This window comes from Actinomadura verrucosospora, from assembly GCF_039540335.1.
Taxonomy (GTDB): Bacteria; Actinomycetota; Actinomycetes; order Streptosporangiales; family Streptosporangiaceae; genus Spirillospora; species Spirillospora verrucosospora.
On the sequence record NZ_BAABEV010000056.1, the window covers coordinates 1 to 16,586 of the forward strand.

Annotated in this window: 18 protein-coding genes; 8 read left to right on the forward strand and 10 right to left on the reverse strand. The window is 75.6% G+C overall.

Annotated features, from left to right (window positions below):
- The coding region (locus ABD944_RS37365; RefSeq protein ID WP_345185333.1) for a MerR family transcriptional regulator at positions 1–273 on the reverse strand (273 nt) is incomplete at its 3' end.
- Positions 274–536: 263 nt separating this feature from the next.
- On the opposite strand from ABD944_RS37365, the gene ABD944_RS37370 reads away from it, so the two are divergent.
- Positions 537–1,067, forward strand: a complete 531-nt coding sequence (locus tag ABD944_RS37370) for a TspO/MBR family protein (RefSeq protein WP_345185336.1) — start codon at positions 537–539, stop codon at positions 1,065–1,067.
- The gene (locus tag ABD944_RS37375; RefSeq protein ID WP_345185339.1) at positions 1,067–2,383 is read left to right on the forward strand and encodes a cryptochrome/photolyase family protein; all 1,317 of its coding nucleotides are present in this window, start codon (positions 1,067–1,069) and stop codon (positions 2,381–2,383) included. The genes ABD944_RS37370 and ABD944_RS37375 overlap by 1 nt, the downstream gene beginning before the upstream one ends.
- A 33-nt stretch (positions 2,384–2,416) precedes the next feature.
- Here ABD944_RS37375 and ABD944_RS37380 read toward each other — a convergent pair whose 3' ends face one another.
- Positions 2,417–2,551: a hypothetical protein gene (locus ABD944_RS37380; protein WP_345185342.1), complete on the reverse strand. Its 135-nt coding sequence runs from the start codon at positions 2,549–2,551 to the stop codon at positions 2,417–2,419.
- Positions 2,548–2,847, reverse strand: coding sequence for a hypervirulence associated TUDOR domain-containing protein (locus tag ABD944_RS37385; RefSeq protein ID WP_345185345.1), 300 nt, complete (start codon positions 2,845–2,847; stop codon positions 2,548–2,550). Before ABD944_RS37385 ends, ABD944_RS37380 begins: the two co-directional genes overlap by 4 nt.
- Before the next feature lie 68 nt (positions 2,848–2,915).
- Between ABD944_RS37385 and ABD944_RS37390 the strand changes: the two genes are divergently transcribed.
- The 4 genes from ABD944_RS37390 (at position 2,916) to ABD944_RS37405 (ending at position 7,976) form a co-directional block, all read left to right on the forward strand.
- The gene (locus tag ABD944_RS37390; RefSeq protein ID WP_345185348.1) at positions 2,916–4,421 is read left to right on the forward strand and encodes an SDR family oxidoreductase; all 1,506 of its coding nucleotides are present in this window, start codon (positions 2,916–2,918) and stop codon (positions 4,419–4,421) included.
- Positions 4,422–4,586: 165 nt separating this feature from the next.
- Positions 4,587–6,065, forward strand: a complete 1,479-nt coding sequence (locus ABD944_RS37395) for a phytoene desaturase family protein (RefSeq protein WP_345185351.1) — start codon at positions 4,587–4,589, stop codon at positions 6,063–6,065.
- Entirely contained in the window at positions 6,062–6,967 is a 906-nt protein-coding gene (locus ABD944_RS37400; RefSeq protein WP_345185353.1) for a phytoene/squalene synthase family protein, read from the forward strand. The genes ABD944_RS37395 and ABD944_RS37400 overlap by 4 nt, the downstream gene beginning before the upstream one ends.
- A 91-nt stretch (positions 6,968–7,058) precedes the next feature.
- On the forward strand, positions 7,059–7,976 hold the full coding sequence (locus ABD944_RS37405) for a phosphate acyltransferase (protein ID WP_345185355.1): 918 nt from the start codon (positions 7,059–7,061) through the stop codon (positions 7,974–7,976).
- Here the strand turns inward: ABD944_RS37405 and ABD944_RS37410 are convergent.
- Positions 7,949–8,689 (reverse strand): spheroidene monooxygenase, encoded by a 741-nt coding sequence (locus ABD944_RS37410; protein ID WP_345185358.1) that lies wholly within the window; start codon positions 8,687–8,689, stop codon positions 7,949–7,951. The two genes, ABD944_RS37405 and ABD944_RS37410, sit on opposite strands and share 28 nt — an antisense overlap.
- A 32-nt stretch (positions 8,690–8,721) precedes the next feature.
- Between ABD944_RS37410 and ABD944_RS37415 the strand changes: the two genes are divergently transcribed.
- The gene (locus ABD944_RS37415) at positions 8,722–9,327 is read left to right on the forward strand and encodes a glycerol-3-phosphate acyltransferase (RefSeq protein ID WP_345185360.1); all 606 of its coding nucleotides are present in this window, start codon (positions 8,722–8,724) and stop codon (positions 9,325–9,327) included.
- Here ABD944_RS37415 and ABD944_RS37420 read toward each other — a convergent pair.
- From ABD944_RS37420 to wrbA, 5 genes are all read right to left on the reverse strand, one after another.
- Positions 9,278–10,408 (reverse strand): glycosyltransferase family 2 protein, encoded by a 1,131-nt coding sequence (locus ABD944_RS37420; RefSeq protein WP_345185364.1) that lies wholly within the window; start codon positions 10,406–10,408, stop codon positions 9,278–9,280. The genes ABD944_RS37415 and ABD944_RS37420 overlap by 50 nt on opposite strands.
- Positions 10,405–11,874, reverse strand: coding sequence for a phytoene desaturase family protein (locus ABD944_RS37425; protein WP_345185367.1), 1,470 nt, complete (start codon positions 11,872–11,874; stop codon positions 10,405–10,407). The genes ABD944_RS37420 and ABD944_RS37425 overlap by 4 nt, the downstream gene beginning before the upstream one ends.
- Entirely contained in the window at positions 11,862–12,665 is an 804-nt protein-coding gene (locus tag ABD944_RS37430; RefSeq protein WP_345185525.1) for a carotenoid biosynthesis protein, read from the reverse strand. Before ABD944_RS37430 ends, ABD944_RS37425 begins: the two co-directional genes overlap by 13 nt.
- Positions 12,666–12,726: 61 nt before the next feature.
- On the reverse strand, positions 12,727–14,169 hold the full coding sequence (locus ABD944_RS37435; RefSeq protein ID WP_345185372.1) for an MFS transporter: 1,443 nt from the start codon (positions 14,167–14,169) through the stop codon (positions 12,727–12,729).
- A 116-nt stretch (positions 14,170–14,285) separates the two neighbouring features.
- Positions 14,286–14,927 (reverse strand): NAD(P)H:quinone oxidoreductase, encoded by a 642-nt coding sequence (gene wrbA / locus ABD944_RS37440; protein WP_345185379.1) that lies wholly within the window; start codon positions 14,925–14,927, stop codon positions 14,286–14,288.
- A 77-nt stretch (positions 14,928–15,004) separates the two neighbouring features.
- Between wrbA and ABD944_RS37445 the strand changes: the two genes are divergently transcribed.
- Positions 15,005–15,460 carry a MarR family winged helix-turn-helix transcriptional regulator gene (locus tag ABD944_RS37445; protein WP_345185391.1) on the forward strand — a complete coding sequence of 152 codons (456 nt, stop codon included), beginning with the start codon at positions 15,005–15,007 and terminating at the stop codon, positions 15,458–15,460.
- Positions 15,461–15,511: 51 nt separating this feature from the next.
- Here ABD944_RS37445 and ABD944_RS37450 read toward each other — a convergent pair whose 3' ends face one another.
- Entirely contained in the window at positions 15,512–16,519 is a 1,008-nt protein-coding gene (locus ABD944_RS37450) for a LuxR C-terminal-related transcriptional regulator (RefSeq protein ID WP_345185394.1), read from the reverse strand.
- Positions 16,520–16,586: the final 67 nt, after the last annotated feature.

Consider the following 16,586-nt stretch of genomic DNA (forward strand, 5'->3'; position numbering starts at 1 on the left):
GTGCCCGCGCGGCCGGCGCGGCGCGCCGGGCGGCTCGCGCAGCGCGGCGTGGCCGGCCACGCCCGGCCCGGCGCCCGCGAGGATCAGCCGCTGCATCGCTTCGAGCCGCGCCACGTCCGCGGGGGTGTAGCGGCGGTGGCCGCCGGGGCTGCGCCCGCTCGGACCGATGCCGTACCTGCGGTCCCACGTGCGCAGGGTGGCGGCCGCCAAGCCCAGGCGCCGCGCCACCGCGCCGACGCCCAGTCCCGGTTCCCGGTCCGTCTCCCCACGCATGCGTTCGGTCTCCTGTGCTACTCCGACGGCACAGCGTACGACGTCCCCGGTGGGCCGATGCCACCGGTCGTACGGTCTTCCCAGTCGTGCGGTCCCAGCGGTCGTGCGGTCTGACTGGTCTTCGCCGGAGCCGGTTCCTCCGGTTGCATCGCGGCGGCGCCGGCCTCGGCGCTGACCTGCGCGAGAGCCCGCACGGGCGCGGACGTGCGGACACCGCCGGAGGCGGACGTGCGGACACCGCCGGAGCGGGAAGGGTCACGGCCATGACTGCGACGAGCGAGGGGCATCGCGTCCGGGCGCGCGGCCGGTGGGCCGTCTACGGGGCCACCGCGGCGGCGGTGGCGGTGACCGCCGCGGCCGGGGCCAGGGCGGTCGACCCGGACAGCCGCTGGTACCGCGCACTGGACAAGCCGCCGTGGCAGCCGCCTTCCTGGGCCTTCGGGGCCGTGTGGACGCCGCTGTACGCGACGGTCGCCTGGGCGGGCGGGCGCGCGCTGCTGAGGGCCCGGGGCCGCCGGCGCCGCGCCCTGGCCGCGAGCCTCGGCGTCAACCTGGTGCTGAACGCCGGCTGGAACCACCTGTTCTTCGGCCGCCGCAGCCCTAACGCGGGGGTCGCGGGCACGCTGCTGCTGGACGTCAGCAACGCCGAGCTGATCCGCCGCTCGGCCCGCACCGATCGCGTCGCCGCCGCCGCGCTGCTCCCCTACGCGGCATGGTGCGGGTTCGCCACCGCGCTGAACGGCGACATCGCCTACCGCAACCGTTCGCGCCCGCGGCTCCGAAGACTCAGGTGATGGAAACCTCGCTGATGCTGTTCACCCGCGACCTCCGGGTACGCGACAATCCCGCACTGGCCGCGGCCTGCGAGGCCGGACGGGTCGTCCCGGTCTTCGTCTTCGACGACGCGATCCTGGACGGTCCGTTCGCCGCGCCCAACCGCGTCCGGTTCCTCCTCGAAAGCCTTGCCGACCTGCGGGAGTCGCTCAGCGAGCGCGGCGGCGACCTGGTGGTGCGGCGCGGCGACCCGGCCGGGGAGGCGGTCCGGCTGGCCCGGGAGACCGGCGCCCGCTCGCTGATGCTCGCCGACGAGCGGACGGCGTACGGGGCCCGGCGCCTCGACCGCCTCCGCGAGGCCGTGCGCGCGGACGGCCTCGACCTGGACATATCGGTACACCCCGGCATCACGGTGGTCACGCCCGGCGACCTCACCCCGGGCAGCGGCGACCACTACAAGGTGTTCACCCCGTACTGGCGGGCCTGGGAGGCGGCCCGGTGGCGCCCGGCCGCGGACGCGCCCGCGAAGGTCCGGCTGCCGTCCGGTGTGAAGCCGGGCGCGCTGCCCCGGCTCGCCGACCTGACCTCCGGCTCCCCGTCCCCCGACCTCGCGCCCGGCGGGGAGGGCGCGGGACGCGAACGCATGAGGGCGTGGCTGCGCGACGACGCCGCCGCGTACGACGACGTCCGCGACGATCTCGCCGCCGACCGCACGTCGCGGCTCAGCCCCTACGTGAAGTTCGGCTGCGTCTCGCCGCGGGAACTGGCGGAGGCCGCGCCGGACGCCTACCGGCGCCAGCTGGCGTGGCGGGACTTCCACCACCAGGTCGCCGCCGCCTTCCCCGACCTCCCGCGGCGCGACTACCGGGCGCGGGACCGGCGGTGGAAGGACGACGAGGACGCCTTCGCCGCCTGGTGCGGCGGCACGACCGGCGTCCCGATCGTGGACGCGGGGATGCGCCAGCTCCACCGTGAGGGGTTCATGCACAACCGCGCCCGGCTCATCACCGCCTCGTTCCTGACCCGCGACCTCGGCGTCGACTGGCGCAGGGGCCTCGGCCACTTCAACGAGTGGCTCGTCGACGGTGACGTCGCCGACAACGCGGGGAACTGGCAGTGGGTCGCCGGGACGGGGAACAGCACCCGGCCCGACCAGGTGATGAACCCGCTCCGGCAGGCGGCGCGCTTCGACCCGCGCGGCGACTACGTGCGCAGATACGTCCCCGAACTGGCCGGCGTCGAGGGCTCGCGCGTCCACCGCCCCTGGACGCTGGACGAGGAGCGCCGGCGGGAGCTCGGCTACCCGCCGCCGATCATCGACCCCGACGACCGGTAGGCGAGCCCCGTGCCCGCGCCCCTCGCTCCCGGGTCACTTCAGCGGATCGTGCCCCCGGGTCATGAGCGAGTACCGCCAGCGGGTCTCGGCGGCCTCGCCCGACGGGCGCCGCGCGAGATGGCGGTGGGCGACCCGGCCGAACTCGTCGGCCGTCTCCTCGTCGCTCATCCGGACTTCTTCCCTTCGCGGCCGTTGCCCTCGCCGCCGCTCCCCTTGCCCTCGTCCCCCTTCCGTTGGTGCAGCGCCGAGCCTTTGTGGACGGCCTTCTTCCCGCTCTTCCCGCTGCGGACGACGTACTGCGGCTCCTCCGGCGAGGCGGCCACCGTGCGCCCCGCCTCCTCCCGCCTGTCAGTGATCTTCTTCTCCACGCGTCCCTCGGTCGTGGACCCGTGACTGCGCCAGCCGACCTCGTCCCCCGGCTCCGGCTCTTTCCCCCGCTTGCCGGCTCTCCCCCGCTTGCTCACTTCGTCCCCCCGTTCGGTCGTACGGGTGGCGTTACCCGTCCCAGCGAGAACCGACCATGGAGGACCACATGAACGCCGGCAATGGGCGAACCTGTCTCGTCACCGGGGCCAGCGGCTACATCGGAGGCCGCCTCGTGCCGGAACTCCTGGACGCCGGCCACCGGGTGCGGTGCATGGCGCGCTCCGCCCGGCGGCTGCGCGACCACCCGTGGGCCGACCGGGTGGAGATCGTGGAGGCCGACGCGACCGATCCCGAGTCGTCCCGGCGGGCCCTGGAGGGCGTGGACGTCGCCTACTACCTGATCCACGCGATCGGCGGCCGCGGCGGCTTCGCCGAGGCCGACCGGCGCGCGGCCCGCACGTTCTCCGGCGCGGCGCGGGAGGCGGGGGTCGGGCGGCTGGTCTACCTCGGCGGGATGGAGCCGGAGGAGGAGCTGTCGGCGCACCTGCGGTCCCGCGCCGAGGTCGGCCGCATCCTGCTGGAGAGCGGGGTGCCGACCGCGTGGCTGCGCGCCGCGGTGATCATCGGTTCGGGCTCGGCGTCGTTCGAGATGCTGCGCTACCTGACCGAGCGGCTGCCGGTGATGGTCACGCCGCGCTGGGTCCGCACCCGCATCCAGCCGATCGCGATCCGGGACGTCCTGTACTACCTGGTGGCGGCCGCCGACCTGCCCGAGGACGTGAACCGGGGGTTCGACATCGGCGGGCCGGACGTGCTCACCTACGTCGAGATGATCCGCGGCTACGCGCGCGCGGCGGGGCTCAAGCAGCGGATCATCCTGCCGGTCCCGGTGCTGAGCCCGCGGCTGTCGAGCCTGTGGGTGGGCGGCATCACGCCCGTCCCCGGAGCGCTGGCGCGGCCGCTGGTGGAGTCGCTGCGCAACGAGGTCGTGTGCAGGGAGAACGACCTCGCCGAGTACGTGCCGCCGCCGCCGGGCGGGCCGGTCGGGTTCGAGCGCTCGGTCGAGCTGGCGCTGCGCCGCGTCCGGGAGGCGGACGTCGCGACCCGCTGGTCGTCGGCGAGCACGCCCGGCGCGCCCAGCGACCCCCTGCCGACCGACCCTGACTGGGCGGGCGGCAGCCTCTACACCGACGAGCAGGTCCGCTGGACGGACGCGCCGCCCGAGCGGCTGTGGGAGGTGGTCGAGGGGATCGGCGGGGATCGCGGCTGGTACTCCTTCCCCGTCGCCTGGCAGGCCCGGGGCGTCCTCGACCGGCTGGTCGGCGGGGTCGGCCTGCGGCGCGGCCGCCGCGACCCGCGCCGGCTGCGGATCGGGGAGGCCGTGGACTTCTGGCGCGTGGAGGAGATCGAGCCGGGGCGGCTGCTGCGGCTGCGGGCCGAGATGCGGCTCCCGGGGCTGGCCTGGCTGGAGTTCGTCGTGCGCCGCGACGGCTCCCGCACGTCCCTCACGCAGCGGGCCCTGTTCCATCCCCGGGGACTCGCCGGGCACGCGTACTGGTGGGCGTTCCGCCCGTTCCACGACCGGATCTTCGGGGGGATGTGCTCGGGCATCGTCCGCGCGGCCGAGCGGGGCGAGGCGCCGAGGCCGCGCGCGGCGGTGCGGGCCCGCTGAGGCCGGGCCGCCCGCGGGGTGATGCAACCGACCGGTCCCCGCGTCCCGAAGAACTGTGCAGACCTGAAGAACCGTGCAGAACTCACCCGGGACGATGATGGAGAGAAAAGTGCGAACCCGACATCGTGCGGCGCGCCCGCACGGCGGCCGTCACAGGGCGGGCTGATGGGCGGGCGGGGCCCCGTCGTCGTGGTCGGGGCGGGTCTCGGCGGCCTGTCCGCCGCGATCCATCTGGCGGCGCGCGGCCGCGAGGTCGTGCTGGTCGAGGCCCGTGACGTGCCGGGCGGCTGCTGCGGCACCGTGAACGCCGGGCCGGCCGGCGAGTACCGGTTCGACACCGGCCCCTCGGTGCTCACGATGCCGGAGGTGCTCGCCGAGACGTTCGGCGCGGCGGGCGCTGACCTGGAGAGCGTGCTGCCGCTGCGGCGCCTGGACCCGTTCTACCGGCTGGCGTTCCACGACGGGTCCCGGCTGGACGTGGTGGGCGGCGCCGAGCGGATGGCCGCGGGCGTCCGGGAGCTGTGCGGCCCCGACGAGGCGGCGCGGTACCTGCGGTTCCGGCGGCGGCTCGGGGAGATGTTCGAGGCGGAGTGGTCGTCGTTCATCGACGCGGACATGACCCGGCTGCGCGGCATGGCGCGCCCCTACGCGCTGCTCAGGCTGGCGGCCGCGGGCGGGTTCCGGCGCCTGGACCGCTTCGTGGCCGGTCATCTGAAGGACGAGCGGCTCGTCAGGGCCCACACCTTCCAGGCGCTCTACGTGGGGCTGCCGCCGCACAAGGCGCTGGCGATCTACGCGGTCGTCGCGCACATGGACACCGTCGGCGGCGTCTACTTCCCGGCCCGGGGCGGCATGCACGCCGTGCCGCAGGCGCTGGCGGCCGTCGCGGAGAAGGCCGGCGCCTCGATCCGGTACGGCGTCCGCGCCGAACGCGTCGAGACCGGCGCGGACGGGGTGACGGCGGTCCGGCTGGACACCGGTGAGCGCATCCCCGCGAGCGGCGTCGTCGTCGCCTGCGACCTGCCGAGGGCGCACGCCGGCCTGCTCCCGGAAGGGGCCGGCGACTGGCGGCTGCGCAGGCCGCGGTACTCGCCGTCCTGCCTGGTCATGCACTTCGGGCTGGATCGGCGGCTGCCCCGGCAGTCCCACCACACCCTGCACTTCGGCCGCGAATGGGGCGGCGTCTTCTCCGCCCTGGCGGCCGGACGTCCCCAGCCCGACCCGAGCCTCCTCGTGACGTATCCCGAGTCCGACGACACCGCCGCACCCGCCGGGCACTCGACGTTGAGCGTCCTGGAGCCGGCGCCCAACCTGGCGGGCGGGGCCGACTGGGGCCGCCTCGCCCCCTCCCTGCAAGACCGCCTGCTGGGCCGCCTCGCCGACCTCGGGTACGGCGACCTGTCGGCGGCGCCCAGGGAGACGTTCGACCCGCCGGCGTGGGAGCGGCTCGGCCACTCGGCGGGCACGCCCTTCGCCCTCGACCACCGCTTCCGGCAGACGGCGTGGTTCCGCCCGTCGGGCCGGAGCCGCCGCGTCCCGGGGCTGCACTTCGCCGGGATGTACACCGCGCCGGGCGTGGGGGTCCCGCCGGCGCTGATCTCCGGGAGGCTGGCCGCCGCCCGGATCCTGGAGGGCGCCCGATGACGCTGACCGCGAGCTACGAGCACTGCCGCCGCCTGAACTCCCGGCACGGGCGCTCCTTCTACCTCGCGACGCTGCTGCTGCCCGCGTGGAAACGCCGGCACGTGCACGCCCTGTACGGGTTCGCCCGCCACGTGGACGACATCGTCGACGAGTACAAGGCCGCCGGCGCGGAGGGACGCGCCGCGGCACTCGACCGGGTCAGGGAGCGGCTCGACGCGGCGCTGGCAGGCGAGCACGTCCGCGACCCGGTGCTGCCCGCGTTCGTGCACACCGTCCGGTCGTTCGACGTCGAGCGCGAGGACATCGACGCGTTCCTGGAGTCGATGCGCGCCGACCTGACCGTCACCCGGTACGCGACCTACGACGACCTGCTGGACTACATGGAGGGGTCGGCCGCGGCGATCGGCCTGATGATGCTGCCCGTCCTGGAGACCCTGCCCGGCGCCGCGCGGACCGCGCGCGAGCCCGCCCGGGAGCTCGGCCGGGCGTTCCAGCTGACCAACTTCCTGCGGGACGTGGCCGAGGACCTCGGCCGCGGCCGCGTCTACCTCCCGACGAACGACCTGAAGAGGTTCGGCGTGACCGAGGAGGACCTCGCCTCCGGGGAGTGCACGCCCGGCGTCCGCGAGCTGGTGGAGTTCGAGGCCGGCCGGGCGCGGGAGCACTACGGCCGCGCGCTGGAGGGGGTGAAGCTGCTGGTGCCGTCCTCGCGGCCCTGCATCCGCGCGGCGCACGAGCTCTACGGCGGGATCCTGGACGAGATCGCCGCTTCCGGCCACGACGTGCTGGCCGCGCGGGCCCGGGTGCCCCGCCGCCGCCGCGCCGTGATCTACGCGCGGCACCTGCTGGCGGCGTCGGCCGCGGGCCGGGCCGAGCGGCGCGTCCCCGCCGGGATGGTCTGACATACGAGGCGGCGCTGCGCGAGCGGGCGGCGCGGCGGGGGCGGGCGGCGCGGCGGGGGCGGGCGGCGCGGCGCGGGTCGTGCTGGACGCGATGGGCGGCGATCATGGGCCCGCCGCGACGGTGCCGGGCGCGCTGGCGGCGCGTCGCGAGCACGCGGTCCCCGTCCTGCTGGTCGGACGGGCCGACGAGATCGACGAGGAGCTGCGGCGGCACGGCGGCGTCGGCGAGCTGGAGGTGCGGCACGCCGACGACGTGATCCCCATGGCCGAGCGGGGCTCGAACGCCGCGTTCCAGTCGAAGTCCAGCCTGATGGTGGGCTGCGAGCTGGCGCGGCGCGAGGGGGCGGCGTTCGTGTCGGCCGGGTCCACCGGCGCGGTGGTGACCTGCGCGGTCCGCGCCTTCGGGCGGCGCGAGGGCGTGCTGCGCCCGGCGCTGGCCGTGGCCCTGCCCGCCCTGTCGGGGTTCACCGTCCTGGTCGACGCGGGCGGCACCGCCGACCCGTCGGCGGAGATGGTGGCGCAGTTCGCGACGCTCGGCGCGGAGTACGCGCGGAGCGTCCTGGGCGTGGCCGATCCGTCGGTGGGGCTGCTGTCGATCGGTGCGGAGCCCGGCAAGGGCAACCGGCTCGTCCGGGACGCGGCGCGGCTGCTGCCGGAGACGCCGGTGCGCTTCCACGGCAACGTCGAGGGCCACGACGTGCTGGCCGGAACCGTCGACGTGGTCGTCACCGACGGGTTCACCGGGAACGTCGTGCTGAAGAACATCGAGGGCTGCGTCCGCACGACGCTGGGCCTCGTCGCCCGCGCCGGGACCGTCGACGCCGGGCCGCTGGAGGCGGTCGCACGGCTGTACGCGGCCGACACCCACGGAGGCGCCGCGCTCCTGGGCCTGACCGGGACGGTCGTCGTCGCGCACGGCTCGTCGAGCGCGGCGGCCGTCACCCGCGCCTGCGTGGTGGCCCGCGACCTGGCCGCGGAGGGTCAGTGGGCCACGGGGCCGGGGCCGTGACCGTCGGCTTCGGGGTCGGCGGGGCGCAGCGGGTCGCGACCGTCCCACGCGCCCTCGCTGCCGTAAGGAACGAAGCGGGCGAACATCTCCTCGCTGTACCAGTCCTCGCGGCGGACGCGCCCGATGACGGCCCGGTGGGCGCTCCCCTGGTAGGCGTAGCGGTGGACGGCGGCCTCGTCCCGCCACAGCGAGAACGTCGCCTGCCGGGCGAGCGGCCACTCCCCGATCCCGACCGAGGCGAGGCAGCCGTCCTGGCCGCGCAGCAGGCGGTCCACGTCCGGCACGGAACGGTAGAACGCCACGAGCCGTCCAGGACGGATGGAAGCCCTGGTCAGCACGGCCACCGGGCCGTGCGGCGCAGGGTGGACCGCCGCTCCGGCGAGCGGGTCGGCCCCTCCCCACCGGCCCCGGGACGCCAGCGGCGCGAGCCGCACGTGCCAGGCCTCCTCGGCCTCCTCCCGCCACCGCGCCCCGATCGGCGAACGCGCGAGGAAGCGCTCCAGCGCCGGTTCGCCGTCCCACACCGCGAACAGGGCCCAGCGGCGCAGGTCGGCGCCGAGGCTCATGGACGGGCCCTTCCCCGTCCCGAGCAGCCGCCAGAACCGCAGCCCGCCGGTGCCGCGCAGCACCGGACGGTCGAACGCCATGTGCCGCATGGCGTCCGTTCCCGCGTACCTGGCGAGGTGGAACGAGGCGATGATCTGCGTGTTCATGAGGTGGTTCCGGTGTTCATGAGGTGGTTCCGGTGTTCACGGCGGTGATTCCCGTGGTCGTGTCGGTCGTCGGCGGCTACCTGCTCGGTTCGGTGCCGGTCGCGGTGCTCGTCGGCCGCGCCCACGGCCTCGACCCGCGCGAGGTCGGCGACCGCAACCCCGGCTTCTGGAACGTCATGGAGCAGCTCGGCCGGAAGGCCTCCGTGCCCGTCTTCGCCGGCGACATGCTCAAGGGGACGGCGGCCGGGCTGGTCGGCCTCCTCGTGAGCGGGGCCGACACGGGCCGCTTCGGCTCGGTGGCCGGGGCGAGCGTCCTGCCGGTGTACGCGGCGGTCGGCGCGGCGATGGCCGGCCACGCCTGGCCGGTGTTCGCCGGACGGCGGGGCGGCCGCTCGATCCTCACCTTCGCGGGAGGGTTCGCGGTGATCTGCCCGGCGGCGTTCGCGCTCGGCCTCCTCCTGCTCTTCGCGGGCACCGCCGCCTTCTCGTTCGCGTGGGGCACCCGCCTCGCGGTGTTCTCGCTGCCGGTGCTGCAGCTGTTCTTCGCGCCGGTCGGGCAGGTCGCCGGGACCGGGGCGCTGATGTGCCTCATCGGGCTGCGGTTCGGGCAGGCCGCGCTGGCGGGGCGGCGGGCCTGACCGACGCCGGGCCGTAGTCCCGGCCGCGCCAGGTGCGCGTCGGCAGCAGCGCCGACCAGGTGAGCCGGACGGCCGTCGCCACGTCCAGGAGCGGGGAGGCCGCCAGGCCGGGGCTCGCCCGCGCGTAGCTGCCGCGCAGCGCCGTCACGAGCAGGAGCCGCTGCGCCAGCAGGACGAGGTCGAGGGGCGTGGGCCGTCCCGCCGCGAGCCGCAGGACGGGGAGCGCGGCGGTCAGCCAGACCACGGCCAGGTCGCCCGCCATGTGGGCCGCGGGGGTGACGTCCCGCAGCGCGATCGACCTTCCCCACGCGCGCCACACGTCCGCGGCGGAGCTGTGCATGTCCGCCTCCAGCAGCGGGCCCGCGTCCACGAACGCGACCCGCCAGCCGTCGCGGGCGAGCAGCCGCCCGAGCGCGACGTCGTCGGTGAGATGGCGCCTGACCCGCGCGAACCCGTCGGCCTCCCGCATGCTCGCCTTGCGGAAGGCCATGCACTGGCCGTTGACGAGCAGGCGCTCCGCGGACGCCCCCGGTCCGGTCGACCCGATCGGGCCGAAACGGTAGACGAGCGTGGCCAGCAGCGAGGCGTGCAGCGCCTGCTCCACCGCGTTGTCGCAGATGAAGCGAGGACCCGCGCTCACCAGGTCGTGGCCGTCCAAGAGCGCCGCCAGTGCCGCGCAGAGGCCCGCCTTGGGACGCATGTCGGCGTCCAGGAGGACGACGATCGGGCCGGTCGCGGCCTGCACGCCCTGGTGCAGGGCCCACTGCTTGCCGACCCACCCGTCCGGCAGCGGCGCGCCGGGGACGACGGTGGCGCCGAGCCTCTTGGCCAGCCGCGCGGTGCCGTCGCGGGACTCGTCGTCCACGACGATCACCTCGTCCACGACCGGGTCGGCGAGCAGCGGGGCCAGGCACCCTTCGAGGCGGGACTCCTCGTCGCGGGCGGGGATCACCACCGACACCCGCTCCGGCGGCGGTCCGGCCGCCCCCGGCCCCAGCGGCGCGCGACGGCGGCGCCCCCGGGCGAGCCGCGCCGCGACGACCGCGGCGGCGGCCGCCTGGAGGACGGTCAGCGGCCTCATCGCGTTTCCGGCCTTTCGTGGGACGCGGTGCGGCGGGCGCCGCCGAAGTCCTGGTTCACCAGGGAGGCGACGATCCGCCCGCCCATCGCGACGAGCGGGAGGCCGCCGCCCGGATGCGCCGACCCGCCCACCAGGTAGAGGCCGCGCCGCGGTCCCCGGTTGCCCGGCCTGCGGAACGGCGCGAAACGTCCCTGGTAGGCGGTGCCGTAGATGGCGCCGCCCCACGCGCCGTACCGGTCGCGCAGGTCGGCGGGCGTGAACATGTCGACGAAGCGGAGCCGTCCCGAGAGGTCGTGCCCGCGTTTCGCCAGCCGCTCCAGCACGAGGTCCCGGTAGGACTCGCGGGACATCGGCCACCGGCCGGGGTCGCGCGCCGGGACGTTCACCAGCATCACCCAGTTCTCCGCCCCGTACGGGGCCTGCGTCGGGTCGTCCACCGCCGAGCAGCCGACGTAGACGGTCGGGTCGTCCGGCGGCACGTTCCGGCGGAAGATGTCGTCGAACTCCTTCCGGTAGTCCGCCGAGAAGACGACGGAATGGTGTGGCATGTCCTCTGTGCGGCCGTCCACCCCCGCGAGCAGCAGGAACGCCGACGACGACAGGCCGAGCCCGGCGAGCCTGCGCAGCCGCCGCCGGTCGGGCAGCAGCCAGCCGTACAGCGCGGCGGCGTCGGCGTTGACGATCACGGCGTCGGCGCCCACCCGCTCCCCCGACGCCAGCACCACGCCCGAGACCGCCGAACGGCCGGCGATGACCTCCGCCACCTCGGTGCCCGTGCGGACCTCGACGCCGGCATCGGTCAGGAGCCGGGCGAGGGCGTCGGCGATCCGGGGAAGGCCGCCCGGCACGTACCAGCCGCCGTCCCCGTGCTCGATGGCCGGGACGCAGCCGAGGGCCGCCGGCGTCTGGTACGGGCTCGACCCCGCGTACGTGGCGTACCGGCCGGCGTACTGGCGCATCCGCGGGTCGTCGAAGAAGCGCCGCGCCAGGCCGTCCAGCGTCCGGCCCGGCGCGACCGAGAACAGGTCGCGGATCCGGGGCTTCTCGGGAGGACGGCCCAGGGGCCCGGCGAAGAAGGTCCGCTCCGACGCGGCGTAGCACTTCTCCGCCCAGCGGTAGAAGGACCGCCAGGCCGCGCCCTGCCCGGGGCTCAGGCGGTCGACCTCCCGCTCCATCCGGTCGGGGTCGCGGAACGCACGGAGCCGCGACCCGTCGGCGAAGCGGTAGCGGCACAGCTCGTCCAGCTCCACCAGCGGGACGTCCACGCCGAGTTCCCGGAACAGGCGCGGCATGGTCAGAAGGGACGGCCCGAGCGAGAAGGCGAACCCGTCCCGCTCGTACTCCGCCAGCTTCCCGCCGAGCCGGTCCAGCCGCTCGTACAGCCGGACCTCGTGGCCGCCGCGCGCCAGCCGCAGCGCGGCGGTCATGCCGCCGACCCCGCCGCCGACCACGATCACTTCCGCCATGCGCGCCTCCACGCCGGGACGGCGAACGCCCCCATCGCCACCCCGCCCGCCGCCGCGACCAGCGGGTCCCGCGGCTCGAACACCGCCGCGAACGCCAGCGTCTCCATGCCCGCCATCACCGAGTAGAGCGTGACGAGCCCCCGGGACGGGCCCTGGCCGCGAGCCGGGCCGGGTCCGAGCGCCGGGACGGGGGTGTCCTCCCGTCCCACTGTCAGGTCGATCGCCATCATGACCAGGAAGGACACCGCCAGCCATCCGGCGAAGTTGCTGAGCGGCACCCCCCGGTAGGGGCCGCCGTCCGCCCACGTCCACAGGCCGAGCCGCAGCATCTGCGGGTCCAGGAACAGGTCCCATGCCGTCAGCGCCGCGGCCCCCGCCGCCCACCGCGCGACCCGGTTCCCCGGCGCGATCGCGGTCGCGACGGCGTGCGCGGCCAGCCCCATGCCGCCCCACGCCGCCGCCACGACGACCGGCACGCCGCCCGCCTGCGGCCGCAGCACCGAGGTGTAGGAGTACTCGCCGAACGGCAGGCCCGTGCGGATGCCGACCCATTCGGCCGCGAATCCGATGGCCACCGTCGCGGCGAAGGCCCCGGCCGCGCGCCCGGGGCCCCGCCGGTCGGCGAGGAACGCCACGGCGCTCGCCGCCAGCAGCACCACGACCACGCTGGTCAGCCGGACCGGCTCGGGCCTCAGCCCGGACGCGACCTGGGCGACCACCATCGCGGCCAGCAGCCCGGCGCCGAGCAGTCCGAGGGGTCGCGACGCCGGCGTGTCCCAGCCGAGCCGCATTCTGCGCACAAAGCCCACACGACCCCTTCGTACCGAGGCGGCCGGGCGGATGCATCGATCATCAGGACGCGGTCCGCCCGCGGGGCAGCAGCAGAGCCGCCGCGGCGATGAGCAGGGCCAGCCCGGCCGCCATGAGGAAGACCCGGTCGTAACCGGCGGCGAGGGCGGCGGCCGCCGTCGGCGAACCGGACGCCGCCCGCGTCCGCGCGGCGGCGGCCGCCGCCAGCACCGCGAGGCCCACGGCCCCGCCCGCCTGCACGGCGGTGTTGGCCAGCCCGCCGACCACCCCCGCGTCGCCCTCGGGCACCCCCGCGGTCGTCGCGGCCATGAGCGTGGGGAACGTCAGGCCGATCCCGACCGCGACGAGCAGCGTGGGCCCGAGCACCCCGGTGACGTAGCCGCTGCCGGCTCCGGCCTGCGAGAGCCAGCCGAACCCGGCGAGGAGGAAGCCGCAGCCCGCCGGCACCAGGAGGCGGGCGCCCGCTCGCGGCAGCAGCCCGGCGGCGAAGCGCGCGACCACCATGAACACCACGGCCGCGGGCGTCTGCCCGAGCCCGGCCCGGAGCGCGCCGTACCCCAGGACGTTCTGCAGGAACAGCGACGTGAAGTACCACATCGCGACGGTGATCCCTCCGAAGAGCAGCAGCATGCCGCCGCCCGCGGCCACCCCCCGGATCCCGAACAGCCGCGGCGGCATCAGCGGCCGGGCGGCGAAGCGCCCCTCCACCACGAGGAAGGCGGCGAGCAGGAGCAGGCCCGCCGCGGCCGGGCCCGCGACCCGCGCGGACGTCCAGCCGTGGCCGGTGCTCTGCATCACCCCGTAGATCAGCGCGGCCAGCCCCGCCGTCCCGGTGACGGCGCCGGGCAGGTCGAGCGGCTCCCGCCGGACGGTCCGCGCGCCGGGCAGCGACGCCAGGGCCACCACGATCAGCACCGCGCCGATCGGCACGTTGACCAGGAAGACCCACCGCCAGGACAGGCCGGTCGTGAGGGCCCCGCCCGCGACCGCGCCCGCCATCCCGCCCACGCCGCCCGCGGCGGACCACGCGCCGAACGCCCGCGCCCGCTCGCGGTCCCCGGTGAAGCCGGTGTTGATCACGGCCAGCGTCGCCGGGGCCAGCACGGCGGCTCCCACGCCCTGGACGGCGCGGGCCGCCACCAGGATCTGCGGTGCGGTCGCCAGGCCGCCGACCAGGCTGGCGGCGGAGAACAGCAGCAGTCCGGCGGCCAGCGTCCGGCGGTGGCCGAACAGGTCGGCGGCGCGTCCGCCCAGCAGCATGAACCCGGCGAACGTGAGCAGGTAGCCGTTCACCACCCAGGCCAGTCCCGCGGCGGTGAAGCCGAGGTCCCGGTCGACGGAGGGCAGGGCGACGTTGACGATGGACGCGTCCAGGATCACCATGAACTGGCACGCGCACACCAGCGCCAGCACCACCCGGCCGGGCCCGCTCCCCGCCCTCCCGGACCCGCGGTCCGCAACCTTCGCCGACAACTCGGACGACACAAGCGCCTCCTCGATCGAGTGGAATGCGGCGGGGCCCGGTGGGCGAAGCCGCCCGATGCCCGCACCGTCCCGGCGGTGCCGGGGTGAGATCGCCTCTGACACGGCTCGGCGGCCGTTCACGTCAGGACTCGGGCGTCCTCTTCGGCGGCGCGGGCGCCCGCCCGCAGTTGGATCGCGGTCCGGGCGAGGCGGCGGCCCTGGTAGCGGGCCGCGTCGAGGGAGGCGGCGTCGGGCCCGTCGCCGGACGGGCCGGTCACCGCCGAGGTGCCGTAGGGGTTGCCTCCGGCCGCGTAGACGGCCGGGTCGGTGTAGCCGGGCGGGACGATCAGCGCGCCCCAGTGGTAGAAGACGTTGGCCAGCGAGATGATCGTGGCCTCGGCGCCGCCGTGGCGGTTGAAGGCCGCGGTGAACGCCGTCACCGGCTTGTCGGCCAGCGCGCCCTCCCGCCACAGTCCGACGCTCTGGTCGAGGAACTGCTTGAGCTGCGCGGCGGGCGCGCCGAAGCGGGTCGGCGTGCCGAACGCGTACGCGTCGGCCCACGCGAGGTCCTCGACGGCGGCCTCCGGGACCGCGGCGACCGCGTCCAGGTGCCGCCGCCACCGCGGGTTCTCGTCGATCGCGGCGTCGGTCGCCAGCTCGGCGACCCGCCGCAGCCTGACCTCGGCGCCGGCGGTGGCGGCGCCCTCGGCGACGGCCTCGGCGAGCGCGTGCACGGCGCCCGTCGAGCTGTAGTGGATGACGGCGACCTTCACGGACATGTCGGCTCCTCGGCCTCGCGATAGAATTAGTTATGCGCATAATGTTATGCGCATAACTAATCCGTCAAGGAGGGGCCGTGGACTTCGACCGAGCCGACGCGATCAACCAGGCCATCCGCCTGCTGAGCCTGCGCCACCGGGCCCGGGCCGCGGCGCTGCTGACCCCGCTCGGCCTCCATCCCGGGCAGGAGGCGCTGCTGCTCGAACTCGCGCGGACCGGCCCGCGGATCCAGGCCCAGCTCAGCGAGGCGCTCGGCTGCGAGCCGCCCAGCGTCACGCTCATGACCCGCAAGCTGGAGGCGTCCGGGCACGTCCGGCGCAGGCCCGCGCCCTCCGACAAGCGCGCCAGCATCGTGGAGCTCACCGACTCGGGCGCGGCCCTGGCGGAACGGGTCAGGGAGCTGTGGTGCGCCCTGGCGGAGGAGACCGTGGCCGGCCTGCCCGAGCAGACCGTGGCGGACCTGCCCGGCGTGCTCGGAACCCTGACCGCCAACGTCGACCCCCGGCGCGCACGCCCGAGACCGGGCAGGTGACGCCGGGCGCGGGTGTTCGGATCGCGGGCCGAGGGGTGAGCCCTGCGGCCGTCAGACCAGACCGCGGCGGGCGGCGTGGACGCCCGCCTGGAACCTGGTGCGGGCGTTGAGGGTCCGCAGGAGACGGGCGACGTGCCGGCTGACCGTGCGCGCGCCCATTCCGGTGTGGCGGGCCACCGCCTCGTCCTTGAGCCCGGCGGCGAGGAGGGTGAGCAGATGCCGGTCCGCCTCGGACAACCGGGGCCGGACGCCGGCCGAGCCCGGCTCGCCGTCGAAACGCAGCGGCGTCGCCTGTTCCCAGCAGGTGTCGAAAACGTCGATGAGAATGTCGAGCAGGGTCGACGGGCGGATGAGGGCGGTGATGCTGGGATCGTCGCCCCGCAGCGGCATCAGCGCCATTTCGTCGTCCACGATGACGAGTTTGGCGGGCGGATTCTCCAGGATGCGGGATCGCTCGCCGAAGCCGGAATCCCGGCGGGCCAGATCCATCCGCGCGGGGATGGCGAGGGCCTCGGGCGTGTAAATGGCGCGGTACTCCACGCCTTCCGCGAGGCGCTCGCGCTCGATCTCGTTCGGGCTGACCGGGTCGACCGCGTAGGGCGGCTTGTCGATGGCCTTCACCTGCCTGACCGCGGCGCGCTGCACCTGCTCGTAGCGCTGGATCACCGCGTCCAGCCCGTCGACGACCTCCACCAGCCTCTCCGGGTTCGACCGCTGCTCGGCGGCCAGCAGGTCGCCGCTGATCCGCTTGGCCTCGATCCGCGCGCGGATGAACTCCGCCTCCCGCCTGCGGATGAGCGTCTCGACCACGGCGTCCGGAGGATGGGCGGAGTACGCACGGTCCGCCGCGGCGTCCGCCCCCGCGGCGCCCTCCGCGCTGATCATGCCGAGCGCCTCCATTTCCAGGAGGAGCGCCGCCAGGCGAGCCGGCGGCGCCTCCGACATCCCCGCCAACTCGCTCAGCGTGCTGCCGGGGTTGTACAGCAGGACGACGTAAAGGGTCTGCTGAGAGGCGGTGACACCGAGAGCCGCGAATGGATTCTCATCTTTTGCGGTCACGGGGAACATGACCCGGATTATGGCCGATGGAGCGTGACTTCCAGGCCGTGCGCGGCGAACGGATCGG

Bases quoted from the DNA above. Each gene is read 5' to 3' on its own strand.
- ABD944_RS37370 (WP_345185336.1), top strand. From the start codon at position 537: ATGACTGCGACGAGCGAGGGGCATCGCGTCCGGGCGCGCGGCCGGTGG.
- ABD944_RS37375 (WP_345185339.1), top strand. From the start codon at position 1,067: ATGGAAACCTCGCTGATGCTGTTCACCCGCGACCTCCGGGTACGCGAC.
- ABD944_RS37380 (WP_345185342.1), bottom strand. From the start codon at position 2,551: ATGAGCGACGAGGAGACGGCCGACGAGTTCGGCCGGGTCGCCCACCGC.
- ABD944_RS37390 (WP_345185348.1), top strand. From the start codon at position 2,916: ATGAACGCCGGCAATGGGCGAACCTGTCTCGTCACCGGGGCCAGCGGC.
- ABD944_RS37395 (WP_345185351.1), top strand. From the start codon at position 4,587: ATGGGCGGGCGGGGCCCCGTCGTCGTGGTCGGGGCGGGTCTCGGCGGC.
- ABD944_RS37400 (WP_345185353.1), top strand. From the start codon at position 6,062: ATGACGCTGACCGCGAGCTACGAGCACTGCCGCCGCCTGAACTCCCGG.
- ABD944_RS37405 (WP_345185355.1), top strand. From the start codon at position 7,059: ATGGGCGGCGATCATGGGCCCGCCGCGACGGTGCCGGGCGCGCTGGCG.
- ABD944_RS37410 (WP_345185358.1), bottom strand. From the start codon at position 8,689: ATGAACACGCAGATCATCGCCTCGTTCCACCTCGCCAGGTACGCGGGA.
- ABD944_RS37420 (WP_345185364.1), bottom strand. From the start codon at position 10,408: ATGAGGCCGCTGACCGTCCTCCAGGCGGCCGCCGCCGCGGTCGTCGCG.
- ABD944_RS37425 (WP_345185367.1), bottom strand. From the start codon at position 11,874: ATGGCGGAAGTGATCGTGGTCGGCGGCGGGGTCGGCGGCATGACCGCC.
- ABD944_RS37430 (WP_345185525.1), bottom strand. From the start codon at position 12,665: ATGCGGCTCGGCTGGGACACGCCGGCGTCGCGACCCCTCGGACTGCTC.
- wrbA (WP_345185379.1), bottom strand. From the start codon at position 14,927: ATGTCCGTGAAGGTCGCCGTCATCCACTACAGCTCGACGGGCGCCGTG.